We start from the raw sequence: 14,593 nt of genomic DNA, 5'->3' as shown, positions 1-14,593 counted from the left end.
CCTCCCCGGCGTCCTCCGCCACGCTACTTCACTCCCGCGGTGCGTCGGGCCGAACCGGTCCGGGCGCCGTCCTGGCCCAGTCGCCGCAGGGTCAGCCTCAGCAGGTCGCCCACATGGCCGGCAGCAGCCGCCTCCGGATTCTCCTCGGCGGTGGTGTCCACGGCCGCCGCGGCGTCCTTGTCCGACCAGCCCAGACCGGAGAGGGCCTGCTGAACCTGGCCCTTCCAACCAGCCGCCTGCTGCGGGGCCACCTCGCCGGTGGGGACCAGCTTGCCAGCGAGCTCCAGCACAATCCTGCCGGCGAGCTTGGGGCCGATGCCGGGAACCTTGCTGAACGCCTTGTTGTCGCCGTCCGCGGCGGCAATCCGCAGCGCTTCGGGCGAGTGCACCGACAGCGCCGCCAAGCCCAGCCTCGGACCCACACCGCTGACCGAGATGAGGGTCTCGAAGACTTCCCGCTGTGCCGCGTCCTCAAACCCGTAAAGGGTCATGGAGTCTTCGCGCACAATCATGGTGGTGGCCAGCTGGGCTTCCCGCCCGACGAACAGCGTGCCAAGGGTCTGTGGCGTTGCCTGAACGAGCATGCCGAAACCGTTGACGTCGATCACTGCCGAATTCAACCCCACATGAGCGACGACGCCGCGCAACGAGCTAATCATGATCCAACTCCCAAATCCGGCACTGGCGGTGGCCCGGACCCCATCCCCGGAGCGGAGCACGCGAGGGATTGTCCGAACATACTTACGAATAGCTTACGGGCCGCCGCCGACATTACCGGCAACCGCCACACCCGTGACGCCCTCCGGCCGGGCCGGTCCAGGCCCGTTCGGGCGCGTTCCGGGCCGGTCCAGTCGAAGCGGAGGTTTCAACGGTAGGTGCGCTTGGTCTTTGCCTCGGCTTCCGCCCAGAGCTTCTGGGCGGCGGTCATGCCGCCGCCCGCCGTCGGCTTGGTGGCCCCGCCGCGCCATGCGTGGGTGATCGCCAACGCCAAAGCATCGGCGGCATCGGCCGGACGCGGCGGTGTGTCCAGACGCAGGATCCGCGTCACCATCTTGGTCACCGCCGCTTTGTCCGCCTGGCCGTTGCCAGTCACCGCCGCCTTCACCTCGGTAGGAGTATGCAGCGCGACGACAATCCCCCGCCGCGCTGCAGCGGTCATCACCACACCGGAGGCCTGCGCCGTGCCCATCACGGTGCTGACATTGGTCTGGCTGAAGACGCGTTCGACGGCGAGCACGTCCGGTGCGTGGGCATCAAGCCATTCGTCGATGGTCTCGGCGATCTTCAGCAGACGCAGTTCCAGCGGCATGTCGGGGGTGGTCCCGACGACGCCCACTTGCACCAGCGTGGAGCGGCGGTTCGGCTCGACGTCGACCACGCCCAGCCCGCACCGGGTCAGGCCGGGATCCACACCCAGGACACGCAAGGCTGTTGCCTGCCGGCTGTCGGGCGTCAGTCGTTCTCGAGTTCGGCGAGGACGTCCGGGCTGATATCGGCGTTGGAGTAAACGTTCTGCACGTCGTCCAGGTCCTCCAGGGCGTCGACCAGCTTCAGGAACTTCCGCGCGGCGTCGGAGTCGAGCTCCACGGCCATCGAGGAAACGAACTCGATTTCATCGGTTTCGTACTCGATGCCGGCTTCTTCCAGACCTGCCACCACGGCGCGCAGATCGGTGGGGTCGGAGTGGACCTCGAAGTTTTCGCCCTGGTCCTTGACCTCTTCTGCGCCGGCATCCAGCACGGCCATCAGCAGATCGTCTTCGGTGAGCTCGTTCTTGGGCAGGGACACCACGCCCTTGCGAGCGAACATGTAGGAGACCGAGCCGGGGTCGGCCACGGTGCCGCCGTTGCGGGTGATGGCCAGGCGCACCTCGGAGGCGGCGCGGTTTTTGTTGTCGGTCAGGCACTCAATCAGCACGGCGGAGCCCTGCGGTCCGCGGGCTTCGTAGATGATTTCGGTGTAGTCGATGGTTTCACCGGTCAGGCCGGCGCCGCGCTTGATGGCGCGGTCGATGTTGTCGTTGGGCACCGACGTCTTCTTGGCCTTCTGGACGGCCAGTTCCAGCCCGGGGTTGCCGGAGAGGTCAGCGCCGCCGGCGCGGGCCGCCACTTCGATGTTCTTGATCAGTTTCGCGAACGACTTGGCCCGCCGGGCGTCGATCACGGCCTTCTTGTGCTTGGTGGTCGCCCACTTAGAGTGTCCGGACATGCTTAGGCCTCTCCTCTGACGATGCGGATGAATAGTTCGTGGATCCGGCGCTCCCCCGTCACTTCCGGGTGGAAAGAGGTCGCCAGCAAATGCCGCGAACGCACTGCCACAATTCTAGCTGTCCCGTGCAAAGTCTCCGTGTGGGACGCCTCCGAGGGTTCCACCGTGGCGAGGACCTCCACGCCCTCACCTACCCGTTCCACCCAGGGAGCCCGGATGAAGACGGCGTGCACGGGCGCCGGGCCCTGCTCCGGGGACGGCGCACTGAACTCCAGTCCGCGGAAGTCCAGATCGGTCTCAAAGGACTCACGCTGTCGGCCAAAGGCGTTGCGCCGCACGGTGATATCCAGGCCGCCCAGTGTTTGCTGGGGTTCGCCCTTCAGGTCGGTGGCCGGATCCGCGATCTCCTCTGCCAGCATGATCATGCCCGCACAGGAACCGTACACCGGCATCCCGGCCGCGATCCGCTTCTTAAGCGGATCAGCCAGTTCGAAGATCCGTGTCAGCTTGTCGATCGTTGTCGATTCGCCGCCGGGGATGACCAGTCCGTCGACGGCGTCCAGTTCACCCGGCCTCCGCACCGGCATGGCTGCGGCGCCGCTGTGTTCCAGGGCGGATATGTGTTCGCGGACATCGCCCTGCAGGGCGAGCACACCAATCGTGACCACGGTGACGTTTCCTCGGATTCAGAATCGGGCCGCGCGCGTGGCGGCCGTACCGAAAAACAGTAATACCAACCGGCCCTGCGGCGTTAAACCACGCCTGCCGCCAGCCCAGGGCTCGCCACCGACCAGCGGGGTCCGGCCGCGCGCCGGTGCCGGCGGCTTGTATAGTCTCTAGTCATGCGACACCTCCTTGCGACCGTTGCCGGAAAGGCCGTGAAGGCGGTGGCCAGGCTCCGCGGCGGCGGCTCCGCGCTGCCGGGCCTCGTGGCCGAGAGAATCGACCCGCAGTTCCTGCCCCGCACCCTCGGGAAACTGCCGCGCGGCGTCGTCGTGATCAGCGGGACGAACGGCAAGACCACCACCACCAAGATGGTGGTGGAACTGCTGCAGGGCCAGGGCCTGAAGGTGTTCACCAACCGCACCGGCAGCAACTTCACCCGCGGCGTGGTGGCTGCCGTGTTGGGAGATTCGGACGTCCGCGGACGGCTGGATGCAGACATCGCCGTGCTGGAACTGGATGAAGCCCACGCCGTGCACTTCGTCAAACTGGTACGCCCGCGCTACAGCCTGCTGCTCAACGTCATGCGTGACCAGTTGGACCGCTTTGGCGAGATTGAGACGACGGCGGGATTCCTCCGGCAGATCGCCGCAGCCACCACCGACGCTGTGGTGCTCAACCGTGAGGACCCGCGCATCCTGGCCTTGGCCAACGCCGTGACGGCGCCCCGGATCGAATACTTCGGCCTGGCCCCGCAGCTTCGCCACATGTTCCCGCACGACGACGAGATGCGGAACGCCGTTGCCGCGGAGGTCCCCGGCGCCACGCCCGGACCCGAGGGAGGCCAACCCGAGGGGCCGCGCGCCGACGTCGTACTGACCGCGTGCGAAGGTTCCGCCGCCACCTTCCAAGCCGACGGACACCCGATCGAGGTGGAACTGAAGCTGACCGGCGTCTACAACGTGTTCAACGCCGCGGCTGCGCTGGTGCTGGCACGCACCGTGCTGGGGCCCGCCGTCGACGAACCCGCGCTGCTGGCGTCGCTGCAGAATGTCACCCCGGCCTTCGGGCGCGGTGAATCGCTCACCGTCAACGGCCAACCGCTGGATCTGGTGCTGGTGAAGAACCCGGCCGGCTTCCGGCTGGCGCTGAAGTCATTCCCTGCCGCGGGTTCCCGTACCATGATTGCGATCAATGACAATTACGCCGATGGCCGGGACATGTCCTGGCTCTGGGACGTGGACTTCGATTCACTGCGCGAGACCGGAGTTGCCGAGGTCAGCGGTGTCCGGGCGCAAGACATGGGGCTGCGACTGTTCTACGAGGATGTCCCCGTAGGCCGCGTCGACACGGACCTCAATGCTTCACTGCACCGGTTCATCGCCGACGATCCTGATTCGCCCAAGCGCATCTACTGCACCTACACCGCCATGCTGGCGCTGCGCCGCGAGCTGGGCAAACTGACCGAAGTGGAAGTGGTCTCCTGATGGACGCACCCGTTATCGACCTGCTCCAGCTGTACCCGCGGGACATGAATATTTACGGCGACTGGGGCAACGTCCTGGTCCTGCGCAAGCGGCTGGCCCTGCGCGGTTATGACGTCCGGCTGCATGAGTACAACCCCGGAGACACGTTCCCCGAACAGGTGGATCTGGTGGTGGGCGGCGGCGGCCAAGACTCCGGCCAGAACAAGATCCAGGCAGACCTGCTGGCCCAGGGCGGCCGGCTCCGCGAACTGGCAGACGACGGCCTGCCCATGCTCGCCGTGTGCGGCCTCTATCAACTGTTCGGCCACCGGTTCACCACCCACACCGGCGAAGTAATCACCGGCATCGGGCTGCTGGATGCCGAAACCGTCGGCGGACCCACCCGCCTGATCGGCAATACCGTGCTGGACAGCGACGAGTTCGGTACCGTCATCGGATATGAGAACCATAGCGGCCTGACCACGCTGGGCGCCGAGGTCCAACCCTTCGGATGGGTCACCAAGGGCGACGGCAACAACGGCACGGACGGCACCGAAGGCGCCCGCTACCGCAACGTCATTGCGACCTACCTGCATGGGTCCCTGCTGCCCAAGAACCCGGCCGTGGCGGACTATTTGATCCGGCATGCAGCAGAACGGCGCTACGGCAGCTTCAACGATGTGGCGCTGGACATCCCCCACGAAGCGGAAGCCCGAACCGACGCCGCCGCCCGGCCGCGCTAGAACGCCCAGGTCCAGCCCGGACCGACGCGGCCGCCCGGCCACGCTAGAACACCCAGGTCCCAGCCGCGTTGCGGCGCCAAAGGACGTCAGATCGCCGTTTCTTCGACCGGCGTCGGAATCTTTCGCGGGATGAACACCGCTGCGGCAATGCCGATGATGCCCACAGCTGCCAGCACTATGGTCGAAATCGCGTAGTTGTTGCCAGGTGTGGATGCGATACCGGCGACAAGGATGGTGCCGGCGATCGCCGTGCCGAAAGAGGAACCCAAGTTGGAAACGCTTCGGGACAGCCCCGAGATCTCGCCCTGCTTGGACTCCGGAAAACTGGACTGCACCACGTTCACCGAGGGCGTGAGCATCAAGCCAACGCCCAGGCCGGTGAGCAGCAACCCGGGTGCGAAGGCCCAGGCGACCTGCGTGCCCTGCACAATCCACAGCCCCAGCAACATGCCGGCAACAGTGAGCGCAAAGCCGGTGATAATGAGATCGCGCTGCGCGAACTTCTTCGACAGCGGCCCGGCGGCCAGCGACGACACCAGCAAACCGACCGTTGCTGCTGTGAAGATTATGCCGGTTTCGATGGCGTTATAGCCGCGCACCACCTGCAGGAAGCTGGCGACCACGAAGGAGAATCCCAGCAGCATCAGCCACTGCGCATTTTGCGTGATCAGGCCGAGGTTGGACGTGCGGTTGCGGAACAGGCTGAGCGAGAGCAGGGGTTCATGCCCTGAGCGCTCCTTCGCCCGCACCGACACAAAGAAGCCCACCAGCACCAGCGCCCCGGAGGCGAGCAGGATCAGCATCAGCCAGAGGCTGTTGTCGGCGGCCAGGATGCCCATCACGATCAGAATGAGACCTCCGGCTGAGAGGACCGCTCCCCGCACATCGAATTCACGGGTCGGATCCGGCGGAACAGGGTCTTTCAGGCTGCGGCTGAGCAGCGCGATGACCGCAATAATCAAGGCCTGGAAGACGAACGCTGCACGCCAACTGATCGCCGATGTGATCAGGCCGCCGATCAGAGGACCGGCCGCAGATCCGATGCCGCCCATCGCGCTGATCGCACCGAACGCCTTCGCGCGGGAGCCAAGGTCGCGGAAGATCATGGTCGTGAGGATGTAGACCGGCGGGATGAGCAACGCAGTGCCGATCCCCTCAAGGATCGAGTTACCCAGGATCAGTACGAGGAGACCAGGTGAGACTGCACTGATCAGTGCGCCGATGCCATAGACAATGAGGCCGAGGAGGAACAGGCGCTTGCGGCCGTAGCGGTCGGTGAGCTTGCCACCCGGAATCATCAACGCGGCCATCACCAGCAGGAAGATGGTGATCGCGACCTGGATCCCCTGCACGGTGGTGTCGAGGTCCTCGCTCATGTCGTTGATCATCACGTTCATGTTCGAACCAGCGAAGCTGCAGATGAATTGTGCGAGTGCGAGTGGGAGCAGCACCCCCCTCGTCTGGATCCGGGCTTCCGGCTCAGTCATGTCCCTGTCCCGTCCTCGCTCACAGAAATACGGTCACCACGGCCCAAAATACGGCGCACGAGAGCCATCAGGATCACCCGGAAAGGATGAGGAAAGTCCATCGGGCGCGGAGAAGACTTTGCTGAGGGTGGGCCGCGTCTTCGGTGACACCAGTCACCACCGGCGCACCGCACGAGGGAGGACCACCATGGCAAACGCTTCAGCTGGGCGGACCGCCGATCCGGGCCGGCCCATCGATCCGGACTACAACGTTGCGGCCGCAGGGACAATCCTCTTCGGCGGGATCATCATGATCGTGGCCGGCGCCTTCCACATCATCCAGGCACTTGTGGCACTGTTCAATGATCAGTTCTATGTGGCTGGTGAGGAGTACATCTTCCACTTCGATCTGACCTCGTGGGGCTGGATCCATCTGCTCGGAGGCATCATCTTGGTGCTCGGCGGGATTTTCCTGTTTCGGGGAGCAATGTGGGCCCGCATCCTGGCGGTTGTACTGGCGTCCTTGAGTGCGATTTTGAACTTTATGTGGCTGCCGTATTACCCCCTTTGGGGCATCATCATCATCGTCCTCGACGTGCTCATCATTTGGGCCGTGCTGGCCCACGCCCGCGACCTCCGATACGCCACGCAGGCCTGACACCTCTGGTTCCTCAACGCCGACCGCGTCCTGTGCCGCTCAAGCAGGACAGACGGGTGACCTACTCAACTGACGGGAGACCAAGATCATTCGGCCGGGGTGATGCCCCGGGCGTACACGGAAAACTACTCTGGGCGGGTTCTGGACAGCCAATCAGATTGCAAGGGTGATGTTCGTGGCAACAAGAGATGTACACGGCCCAATCGACTTTGTGTTGATCGAGTTTCCATTGGAGAAGACTGGCAGCGGCGCCACCGTTGCAGCCTTGATGGACCTGATTCAGCGGAAGGTGGTTTGGGTCTATGACCTCATCATCATTAAGAAAGACGCCGACGGTTCCACCGGCAGCGTCGAGTTGACCGAAGACTCAACCGAAGGCCTGGACGGCTTCGCATCGCTCGCGTCGGTTCGTTCGGGGCTACTGGGCGACGAGGAAATCGCCGAAGCAGCCTCTGCCATGGAACCGAATACCGCCGCTGCGCTCATCGTTTATGAGAATTTGTGGGCGATTCCCTTCATTTCAGCAGCCCGCGAGGCCGGCGGAGACGTCATCGCGAGTGCGCGTATTCCCGCTGAGGACGTCATGGCCGCGCTGGACATGCTTGAGTCGGATTCGACGGTCTGAGGAGGACGCAGACATGGGACTGTTACGAGGAGTAGCTCGCACGGCAGTCGTTGCCGGGACAGCGACGGCTGTGAGCGGACGTGTGCAGCGCCGCCAACAGGCGCGTTGGGATGCCCAAGAGCAGCAGCAGTATGAGCACCAACAGTATGAGCAACAGCAGCAGTACGCCCAACAGCAGCAGCAGTACGCCCAGCCTCAGCAGGCGTACGTGCAGCCGCAGTATGAGACAGCGTCCGCCCAAGCGGCGGCGCCGGCCGGTGATCCACTGGAACGGCTCAAGACTTTGGGCGATCTCAAAGCGCAGGGACTTCTGTCCGAGGCAGAATTCGAGGCACAAAAGGCGAAGATCCTGGCCGGCTGAATCTAGCCGGCTGACCCGGCCACCACCCACATCGTGCCCTGCAAACTCCGGTTTGCAGGGCACGACGGCGTCCATCTGCGGTTGCGACACGACGACGGCGCCCGTGCACACGGCTGTCAGGGGCCCAGCGACAGCCAGGCACACCGCTGTCAGGGTCACGGCAGCAACACGGCCAGGGGCGGTCACCACGGCCGTCAGGGCACGACGCCGGCGCGGCCGTTAGGAGTAGAGCGGCACGTCGTCCGTCTGGGGCACCGTAGGCAGCACCACGTCGTCCGTCTGGGGGCACGGAAGCGGCACCGCGGCCCATCTGCGCCCCGACGCACCATCGGCGCCCGTCAGGGGTTCGGCGGAACAGCTACCCCGCCCGAGGGCTCGACGGGGGCACCGCTGGAGGGCTCGGCGTCGGCCAACTGCTGCGCGGGCGGAGTTCCGATGAACTCGATGAGAGCAACGATGACCACCACGATGATGGTGATGGTGACGACGACGCCAATGGTCGGCTCGGACCAGAACACGAGCACCAGGCCGCCGACGATCACCGTGGCCACCCAGAGCAGTCGCTTGTACCGATAAATCCAGTTCCCGACCCCACCAGTGTGCATGCCGGCATGCTCCGCCGACCCGCGCAACCGAGCGATTCCCCTCGAGGCGGAGGCACGCGCCTTCACGGCCGATGCAGAGGTGCCGGTGAAGTACGCGGCTATCGCCACCACCAGCGCGATCACGGCGGTCAGGCGCAGCGAGTCACGAAGGAAGCGCACCAGGGTGTCGAACACCATTCCCGCCGAATCGCGCGAGAGCACCACTCCAGGCAGCGCTTGGAGGTAGGCAATGCGACCCACTGCGAGGGCAATCCCCAGCGCCAGCATCGCCGCCACGATGCCGAGGGCCCCCAGCATCACGGCACGAGCACGGTGACGCGCAGTCAGCACGCCGGCGACGAACAGGATGCCGGTGATGATCGGCAGCCAGATGCTGAACGCGTTCAGTATCCGGTAGGCGCTCTGGGCTTGCGTGACGGCGTCCGACTGCACCAGGTCGTAGGAGACATCAACGTTCGGGATGTTCTGCGCCAGGCTGAACCCTTCGGCTATGAGGCGCTCCTTCACCTGCGCGACGATCGGCCCGAGGTTGACCGAGATCGTGTCGTTCTGGGCGCTGATGGCTCCGCCCTGGTTGCCCTCCAGCAGATTCACCAGCTGCTGGTGGGCGATCTCGTTTGAGCGGTCCCACACGGTGTCGAACTGTGGGCTGCTGATCGTTTGCTGCACCCGGCTGTGAACGAAGTTTTCGACGCCCGAAATCATCGGCTGTTGCAAGGCAGTCAGCGCGGCTTCTGCACGTGGCGGCAACCCGAGGTTGGAAATGGCGTTGAACGCTTCGTCGGTGACCGCCTTCAGATCCACATGGGTGAAGATGGCGTTAGTGACGGCGTCGGTCAGGTCCGCCTGGACGGAAGGGTCGTTGATCAACGGGCTGACCGTTTCTACATAGCGGTCGGTGTCAGACACCACGCTGCCTGCCCACACGCCCACCACCGAGATCGGCGCGAGCACGCACGCCAGCGTCAGCAGCACCGCTGAGCCGACCGAACGCCAACGATGCCTTTCGGCGACCGGTCTGTGCCCGCCCTCCAGCGCAGCGGCACGTTCAGCTTCGAGTTCGGCGACCCGCGCCCGCAGCCGTTGCAGCTCCGCGGCATCGGTCATTCCTGGATCCGTCATCGCTGGCTCCGTTCAGGCGCACTGTCGTTCCGGCGGGCACTGTTGCCACAGGATTCATCCGTTGACTTCAGTCTCCCGCCGGGATGCCTGCGTGTTCATCATCTGGCAAGGATGAAATCGTGAAGCCGCACAAAGCAAAACGCCCGGCGCCGCACCTTCGTGCGGGACCGGGCGTTCGCCGTCGTTAGTTCTTACCAGCCGCGCTCGGCGAGGCGGTGCGGCTGCGGGATTTCGTCCACGTTGATGCCGACCATTGCTTCGCCCAGGCCGCGCGAGACCTTGGCGATGACGTCCGGATCGTCGTGGAAGGTGGTCGCCTTCACGATCGCGGCGGCACGCTCGGCCGGGTTGCCGGACTTGAAGATGCCGGAGCCAACGAAGACGCCGTCGGCACCCAGCTGCATCATCATGGCGGCGTCGGCCGGAGTCGCGATGCCGCCCGCGGTGAACAGCACCACCGGCAGCTTGCCGGTCTGGGCAATTTCCTTGACCAGTTCGTACGGGGCCTGCAGTTCCTTGGCCGCCACGTACAGCTCGTCTTCGGGCATCGCGGACAGGCGCTTGATCTCGGACCGGATCTGGCGCATGTGGCCGGTGGCGTTGGAGACGTCGCCGGTGCCGGCTTCGCCCTTGGAACGGATCATCGCTGCGCCTTCATTGATCCGGCGCAGCGCTTCGCCCAGATTGGTGGCACCGCAAACGAACGGAACGGTGAAGTTCCACTTGTCGATGTGGTTGACGTAGTCGGCCGGGGTCAGCACCTCCGACTCGTCGATGTAGTCCACGCCGAGGGACTGCAGCACCTGCGCCTCGACGAAGTGGCCGATGCGGGCCTTGGCCATTACCGGGATGGAGACTGCTTCGATGATGCCGTCCACCATGTCCGGATCGCTCATCCGGGACACACCGCCCTGTGCGCGGATATCCGCCGGCACCCGCTCGAGGGCCATCACCGCCACGGCACCGGCGTCTTCGGCGATGCGGGCCTGTTCGGGCGTTACGACGTCCATGATGACGCCGCCCTTCAACATCTCGGCCATGCCCCGCTTTACCCGGCTGCTGCCGGTCACGGGGGCGTGAGTTGACGTTGCTTCACTGCTGGACACTAAGAGCCCCTAGGAGTCGGTCGAAATCGTACATCTCATCATACGTCCGGCCCCGCGGACCGGCTCACCGGTGACGTAACGTTCTTCAACGCCCGACGGCGGCGTCCTGCCTTCCGTCGTCGTCCCGCCGTTCAGGCAGCCAGCCGGGTTTGCCGGTAGACGGTCATGATCCGCTGGATCACGGTCAGCAGGCTAGCCGCGGCAAGCAGCACCAGGACCACCAGCAGCACCACTTCCGGCAAGCCCAGTCCGGTGAATCCGGTGAAGACCAGGACGGCCACGAGCCGCTCGGACCGTTCGGCGAAGCCGACGGCGGCGGTGCATCCGAGCGATTCGGCCTTGGCCCGCGCGTAGGAGACCAGAGAGCCCAGCAACAGGCACACGAGTGCGAAGACGGCGATCGCCGGGTTCTCTCCCCCGGTAAAGAACCAGATCGCCACGCCGGCGAACACTGCGCCGTCGGCCAGCCGGTCAAGCGTGGAGTCCAGGAAATTGCCCCAGCGGCTGCTGCGCTCCAGCATGCGGGCCATCAGGCCGTCCACCATGTCGGAGAAAACGAACGCGGTAATGAAGACGGTGCCCCAGAACAGCTCTCCCAGCGGGTAGAAAACCAGCGCCCCGACGCAGACTCCGAGCGTGCCGATGATCGTGACGGCGTCCGGTGAGACTCCCATCCGGATCAGGACGCGGGCCAGCGGGGTGAAGAGCTTGCCGAAGAATCCGCGCGCGTACTTGTTCAGCATCGCCGCGCTACCGTGCAGGCCAGGCGTCGGCTACCTGCTTGCGGACCTCGTCCAGGGTCTGGGTGATCGCTTTGGTCTGCGCGATGATCGGGAAGAAATTCCCGTCTCCGCCCCACCGCGGCACCACGTGCTGGTGCAGATGCGCCGCAACGCCAGCTCCCCCGGCTTCGCCTTGGTTCATGCCCAGGTTGAAGCCGCTGGGGTTCGCTACCTTCCGCAGTACGCGCATGGCTGTCTGGGTCAGCTCGGCGAACTCCGCGGTCTCCTCCGCGGTGATGTCCGTGTAGTCGGGCACATGGCGGTACGGGCAGACCAGCAAGTGGCCGGGGTTGTACGGGAACAGGTTCAGCACCACGTAAGCGGTCTCGCCGCGATGGACAATCAGCGATTCCTCATCCGGCCGGGCCGGCGCGACGCAGAACGGGCACTCGTCCTTGTTCTTGAACTGCCCCTGGCCGCCCTTGACGTAGGCCATCCGGTGCGGCGTCCAGAGCCGCTGGAATGCATCCGGGACTCCGGGCAGCTCGAAGCCGTCCGTTGTCTCGTCATCCGTGCGGTCCATCTCGGCTTCCCTGGTCGTCCCGGCCATGGTCAGTTGCCGCGCTTGGCGACAGCCTGCACGATGCGCGACACTGCCTCGTCCACCGGAATGCCGTTGTCCTGGCTGCCGTCGCGGAAGCGGAACGAGACCGCTCCGGCTTCGGCGTCCTCGCCGCCGGCGATCAGCACGAACGGCACCTTGTCCTTGCTGGCGGTGCGGATCTTCTTTGGGAAGCGGTCAGACCCCAGGTCGGCCTCGGCGCGGATGCCCTGGGCCCGCAGCTTGGCCACGATCTCCAGCATGTAGTCGTTGAAGGTCTCCGCCACCGGAATGCCGACCACCTGCACGGGAGCCAGCCAGGCCGGGAAGGCTCCGGCGTAGTGCTCGATCAGCAGACCCATGAACCGCTCCACAGAACCGAACAGCGCACGGTGGATCATGACCGGCCGCTGCCGGGATCCATCGGCGGCCTGGTACTCCAGTTCGAAGCGCTCGGGCAGGTTAAAGTCCAGCTGGATGGTGGACATCTGCCAGGTCCGGCCGATCGCGTCCCGCGCCTGCACGGAGATCTTCGGTCCGTAGAAGGCGGCTCCGCCCGGATCCGGCACCAGTTCCAAGCCGGATGCTTCGGCCACCTCGGCCAGGGTACGGGTGGCTTCGTCCCAGACCTCGTCGGAGCCGACGAACTTTTCGGGGTCCTTGGTGGACAGCTCCAGGAAGAAATCGTCCAGCCCGTAGTCCTTGAGCAGGTCCAGCACGAAATTCAGCGTGGTGGTCAGCTCGTCCTTCATCTGCTCGCGGGTGCAGTAGATGTGGGCGTCGTCCTGGGTCATGCCGCGCACCCGGGTCAGCCCGTGGATCACACCGGATTTCTCGTACCGGTAGACCGAACCGAACTCGAACAACCGCAACGGCAGTTCACGGTAGGACCGTCCGCGCGAGCGGAAGATCAGGTTGTGCATGGGGCAGTTCATCGGCTTCAGGTAGTAGTCCTGGCCGGGCTTGACTACCTCGCCGGTCTCCGGGTCCCGGGTTTCATCCACGTGCATCGGAGGGAACATGCCGTCCCGGTACCAGTCAAGGTGGCCGGACACCTCATACAGATTGCTCTTGGTGATGTGCGGGGTGTAGACGAACTCGTAGCCGGCCTCGGTGTGCCGCTGCCGCGAGTAGTCTTCCATCGACTTGCGGACAATCCCGCCCTTGGGATGGAAAACGGGCAGCCCGGAACCCAGTTCGTCCGGGAAGGAGAACAGGTCCAGTTCGGCGCCCAGCCGGCGGTGGTCGCGGCGCTCGGCCTCCGCCAGCCGCTCCTGGTAGGCCTTCAGGTCGTCCTTGGTGGGCCAAGCGGTGCCGTAGATGCGCTGCAACTGCTTGTTCTTCTCGTTGCCGCGCCAGTACGCGGCGGCCGAACGGGTCAGCGCGTACGCGTTGGAGATCAGCTTGGTGTTGGGAAGGTGCGGGCCCCGGCAGAGGTCCTTCCAGACCACATCGCCGCTCTTGGCATCCACGTTGTCGTAGATAGTCAGCTCGCCGGCGCCAACTTCGATGCTGGCTCCTTCGCCGGCCTCATCGGAATGGCCCTTGAGCCCGATCAGCTCTTCCTTGTACGGCTCCCCGGCCATCTCGGCCAAGGCCTCGGTCTCGGAGACGCTGCGACGGACGAACCGCTGGTTGGAATTGACGATCTTGAGCATCATCTTTTCCAGCTGCTTCAGGTCTTCCGGGGTGAAGGGCTCGTCGACGTCGAAATCGAAGTAGAAGCCGTCGGTGATGTACGGCCCGATGCCAAGCTTGGAGTCTTTGCGCAACTGCTGCACGGCCTGGGCCATGACGTGGGCGGTGGAATGGCGCAGCACGTTCAGCCCGTCAGGCGAATCGATGGTCACGGCTTCCACCTTGGCACCGGCCGGAATGGGCTGGTCCAGGTCTTTCAGCTCGCCGTCAACGCGGACGACGACGACCTCCCGCCGGGTGCCGAAAAGGTCGGCTCCCGTCGTGCCCTCGGTCACCTGGTTCTCTTCGCCGTCGACGATGAGGGTGATGTTCTGGGGCGCTGACACAGAGGTCTCCTAATTGTTTGGCTGTGGCCGTTACTGCAGCGACGTACGTGGGCGCTGCAAGCCTCTACGATCGTATCCGCTGACGAGTTGCCGGACCAACATCGGCGCGGCCAGACCGGGGACAACCGTCGCGTAGTCTGCCTGCCGATTCGCGTGCGTTGCCCTCGACCGAGGCGAGGCCGTCGACCGGCTGGGTGGCGATTCCGCCGACCGGGTGGCCGAG

The 14,593-nt window shown here is 65.1% G+C and carries 15 protein-coding genes; 5 read left to right on the top strand and 10 right to left on the bottom strand.

What is annotated here, in order from left to right:
- Positions 1-23: 23 nt before the first annotated feature.
- From ruvA to pdxT, 4 genes are all read right to left on the bottom strand, one after another.
- Positions 24-659, bottom strand: coding sequence for a Holliday junction branch migration protein RuvA (ruvA, locus tag ACMX2H_RS02605; protein ID WP_414958830.1), 636 nt, complete (start codon positions 657-659; stop codon positions 24-26).
- A gap of 206 nt (positions 660-865) precedes the next feature.
- The gene (gene ruvC / locus ACMX2H_RS02600; protein ID WP_414958829.1) at positions 866-1,426 is read right to left on the bottom strand and encodes a crossover junction endodeoxyribonuclease RuvC; all 561 of its coding nucleotides are present in this window, start codon (positions 1,424-1,426) and stop codon (positions 866-868) included.
- A 26-nt stretch (positions 1,427-1,452) separates the two neighbouring features.
- The gene (locus tag ACMX2H_RS02595; RefSeq protein WP_136785382.1) at positions 1,453-2,208 is read right to left on the bottom strand and encodes a YebC/PmpR family DNA-binding transcriptional regulator; all 756 of its coding nucleotides are present in this window, start codon (positions 2,206-2,208) and stop codon (positions 1,453-1,455) included.
- A 2-nt stretch (positions 2,209-2,210) separates the two neighbouring features.
- On the bottom strand, positions 2,211-2,894 hold the full coding sequence (gene pdxT, locus ACMX2H_RS02590) for a pyridoxal 5'-phosphate synthase glutaminase subunit PdxT (RefSeq protein ID WP_414958861.1): 684 nt from the start codon (positions 2,892-2,894) through the stop codon (positions 2,211-2,213).
- Between the two features lie 156 nt (positions 2,895-3,050).
- Between pdxT and ACMX2H_RS02585 the strand changes: the two genes are divergently transcribed.
- Together ACMX2H_RS02585 and ACMX2H_RS02580 are read left to right on the top strand one after the other, a co-directional pair.
- Entirely contained in the window at positions 3,051-4,358 is a 1,308-nt protein-coding gene (locus ACMX2H_RS02585; RefSeq protein WP_414958828.1) for a MurT ligase domain-containing protein, read from the top strand.
- Complete coding sequence (locus ACMX2H_RS02580; RefSeq protein ID WP_414958827.1) at positions 4,358-5,080, top strand: type 1 glutamine amidotransferase; 723 nt, start codon at positions 4,358-4,360, stop codon at positions 5,078-5,080. The genes ACMX2H_RS02585 and ACMX2H_RS02580 overlap by 1 nt, the downstream gene beginning before the upstream one ends.
- An 86-nt stretch (positions 5,081-5,166) precedes the next feature.
- On the opposite strand, the gene ACMX2H_RS02575 is transcribed toward ACMX2H_RS02580, so the two are convergent.
- Positions 5,167-6,567, bottom strand: a complete 1,401-nt coding sequence (locus ACMX2H_RS02575; RefSeq protein WP_414958826.1) for an MFS transporter — start codon at positions 6,565-6,567, stop codon at positions 5,167-5,169.
- A gap of 187 nt (positions 6,568-6,754) precedes the next feature.
- Here ACMX2H_RS02575 and ACMX2H_RS02570 point away from each other — a divergent pair, with 187 nt between their 5' ends.
- The 3 genes from ACMX2H_RS02570 (at position 6,755) to ACMX2H_RS02560 (ending at position 8,190) form a co-directional block, all read left to right on the top strand.
- Positions 6,755-7,204, top strand: coding sequence for a DUF7144 family membrane protein (locus tag ACMX2H_RS02570; protein WP_205754431.1), 450 nt, complete (start codon positions 6,755-6,757; stop codon positions 7,202-7,204).
- Between the two features lie 169 nt (positions 7,205-7,373).
- Entirely contained in the window at positions 7,374-7,829 is a 456-nt protein-coding gene (locus ACMX2H_RS02565) for a DUF6325 family protein (RefSeq protein WP_414958860.1), read from the top strand.
- A 13-nt stretch (positions 7,830-7,842) separates the two neighbouring features.
- Positions 7,843-8,190 carry an SHOCT domain-containing protein gene (locus tag ACMX2H_RS02560; RefSeq protein WP_414958825.1) on the top strand — a complete coding sequence of 116 codons (348 nt, stop codon included), beginning with the start codon at positions 7,843-7,845 and terminating at the stop codon, positions 8,188-8,190.
- A gap of 338 nt (positions 8,191-8,528) precedes the next feature.
- Here the strand turns inward: ACMX2H_RS02560 and ACMX2H_RS02555 are convergent, their stop codons facing one another.
- The 5 genes from ACMX2H_RS02555 to thrS form a co-directional block, all read right to left on the bottom strand.
- Complete coding sequence (locus ACMX2H_RS02555; RefSeq protein WP_414958824.1) at positions 8,529-9,917, bottom strand: hypothetical protein; 1,389 nt, start codon at positions 9,915-9,917, stop codon at positions 8,529-8,531.
- A gap of 191 nt (positions 9,918-10,108) precedes the next feature.
- Positions 10,109-11,023 (bottom strand): pyridoxal 5'-phosphate synthase lyase subunit PdxS, encoded by a 915-nt coding sequence (gene pdxS, locus ACMX2H_RS02550; protein ID WP_136785389.1) that lies wholly within the window; start codon positions 11,021-11,023, stop codon positions 10,109-10,111.
- Positions 11,024-11,154: 131 nt separating this feature from the next.
- Entirely contained in the window at positions 11,155-11,766 is a 612-nt protein-coding gene (gene pgsA / locus ACMX2H_RS02545; protein WP_414958823.1) for a phosphatidylinositol phosphate synthase, read from the bottom strand.
- A gap of 7 nt (positions 11,767-11,773) precedes the next feature.
- Positions 11,774-12,328, bottom strand: a complete 555-nt coding sequence (locus ACMX2H_RS02540; RefSeq protein ID WP_414958822.1) for an HIT family protein — start codon at positions 12,326-12,328, stop codon at positions 11,774-11,776.
- A gap of 29 nt (positions 12,329-12,357) precedes the next feature.
- Positions 12,358-14,370 (bottom strand): threonine--tRNA ligase, encoded by a 2,013-nt coding sequence (thrS, locus tag ACMX2H_RS02535; protein ID WP_414958821.1) that lies wholly within the window; start codon positions 14,368-14,370, stop codon positions 12,358-12,360.
- Positions 14,371-14,593: the final 223 nt, after the last annotated feature.

Origin of the sequence: Arthrobacter sulfonylureivorans (assembly GCF_047607445.1) — a bacterium.
Lineage (GTDB): Bacteria > Actinomycetota > Actinomycetes > Actinomycetales > Micrococcaceae > Crystallibacter > Crystallibacter sulfonylureivorans_A.
This window is presented reverse-complemented; position numbering and strand designations above follow the sequence as displayed.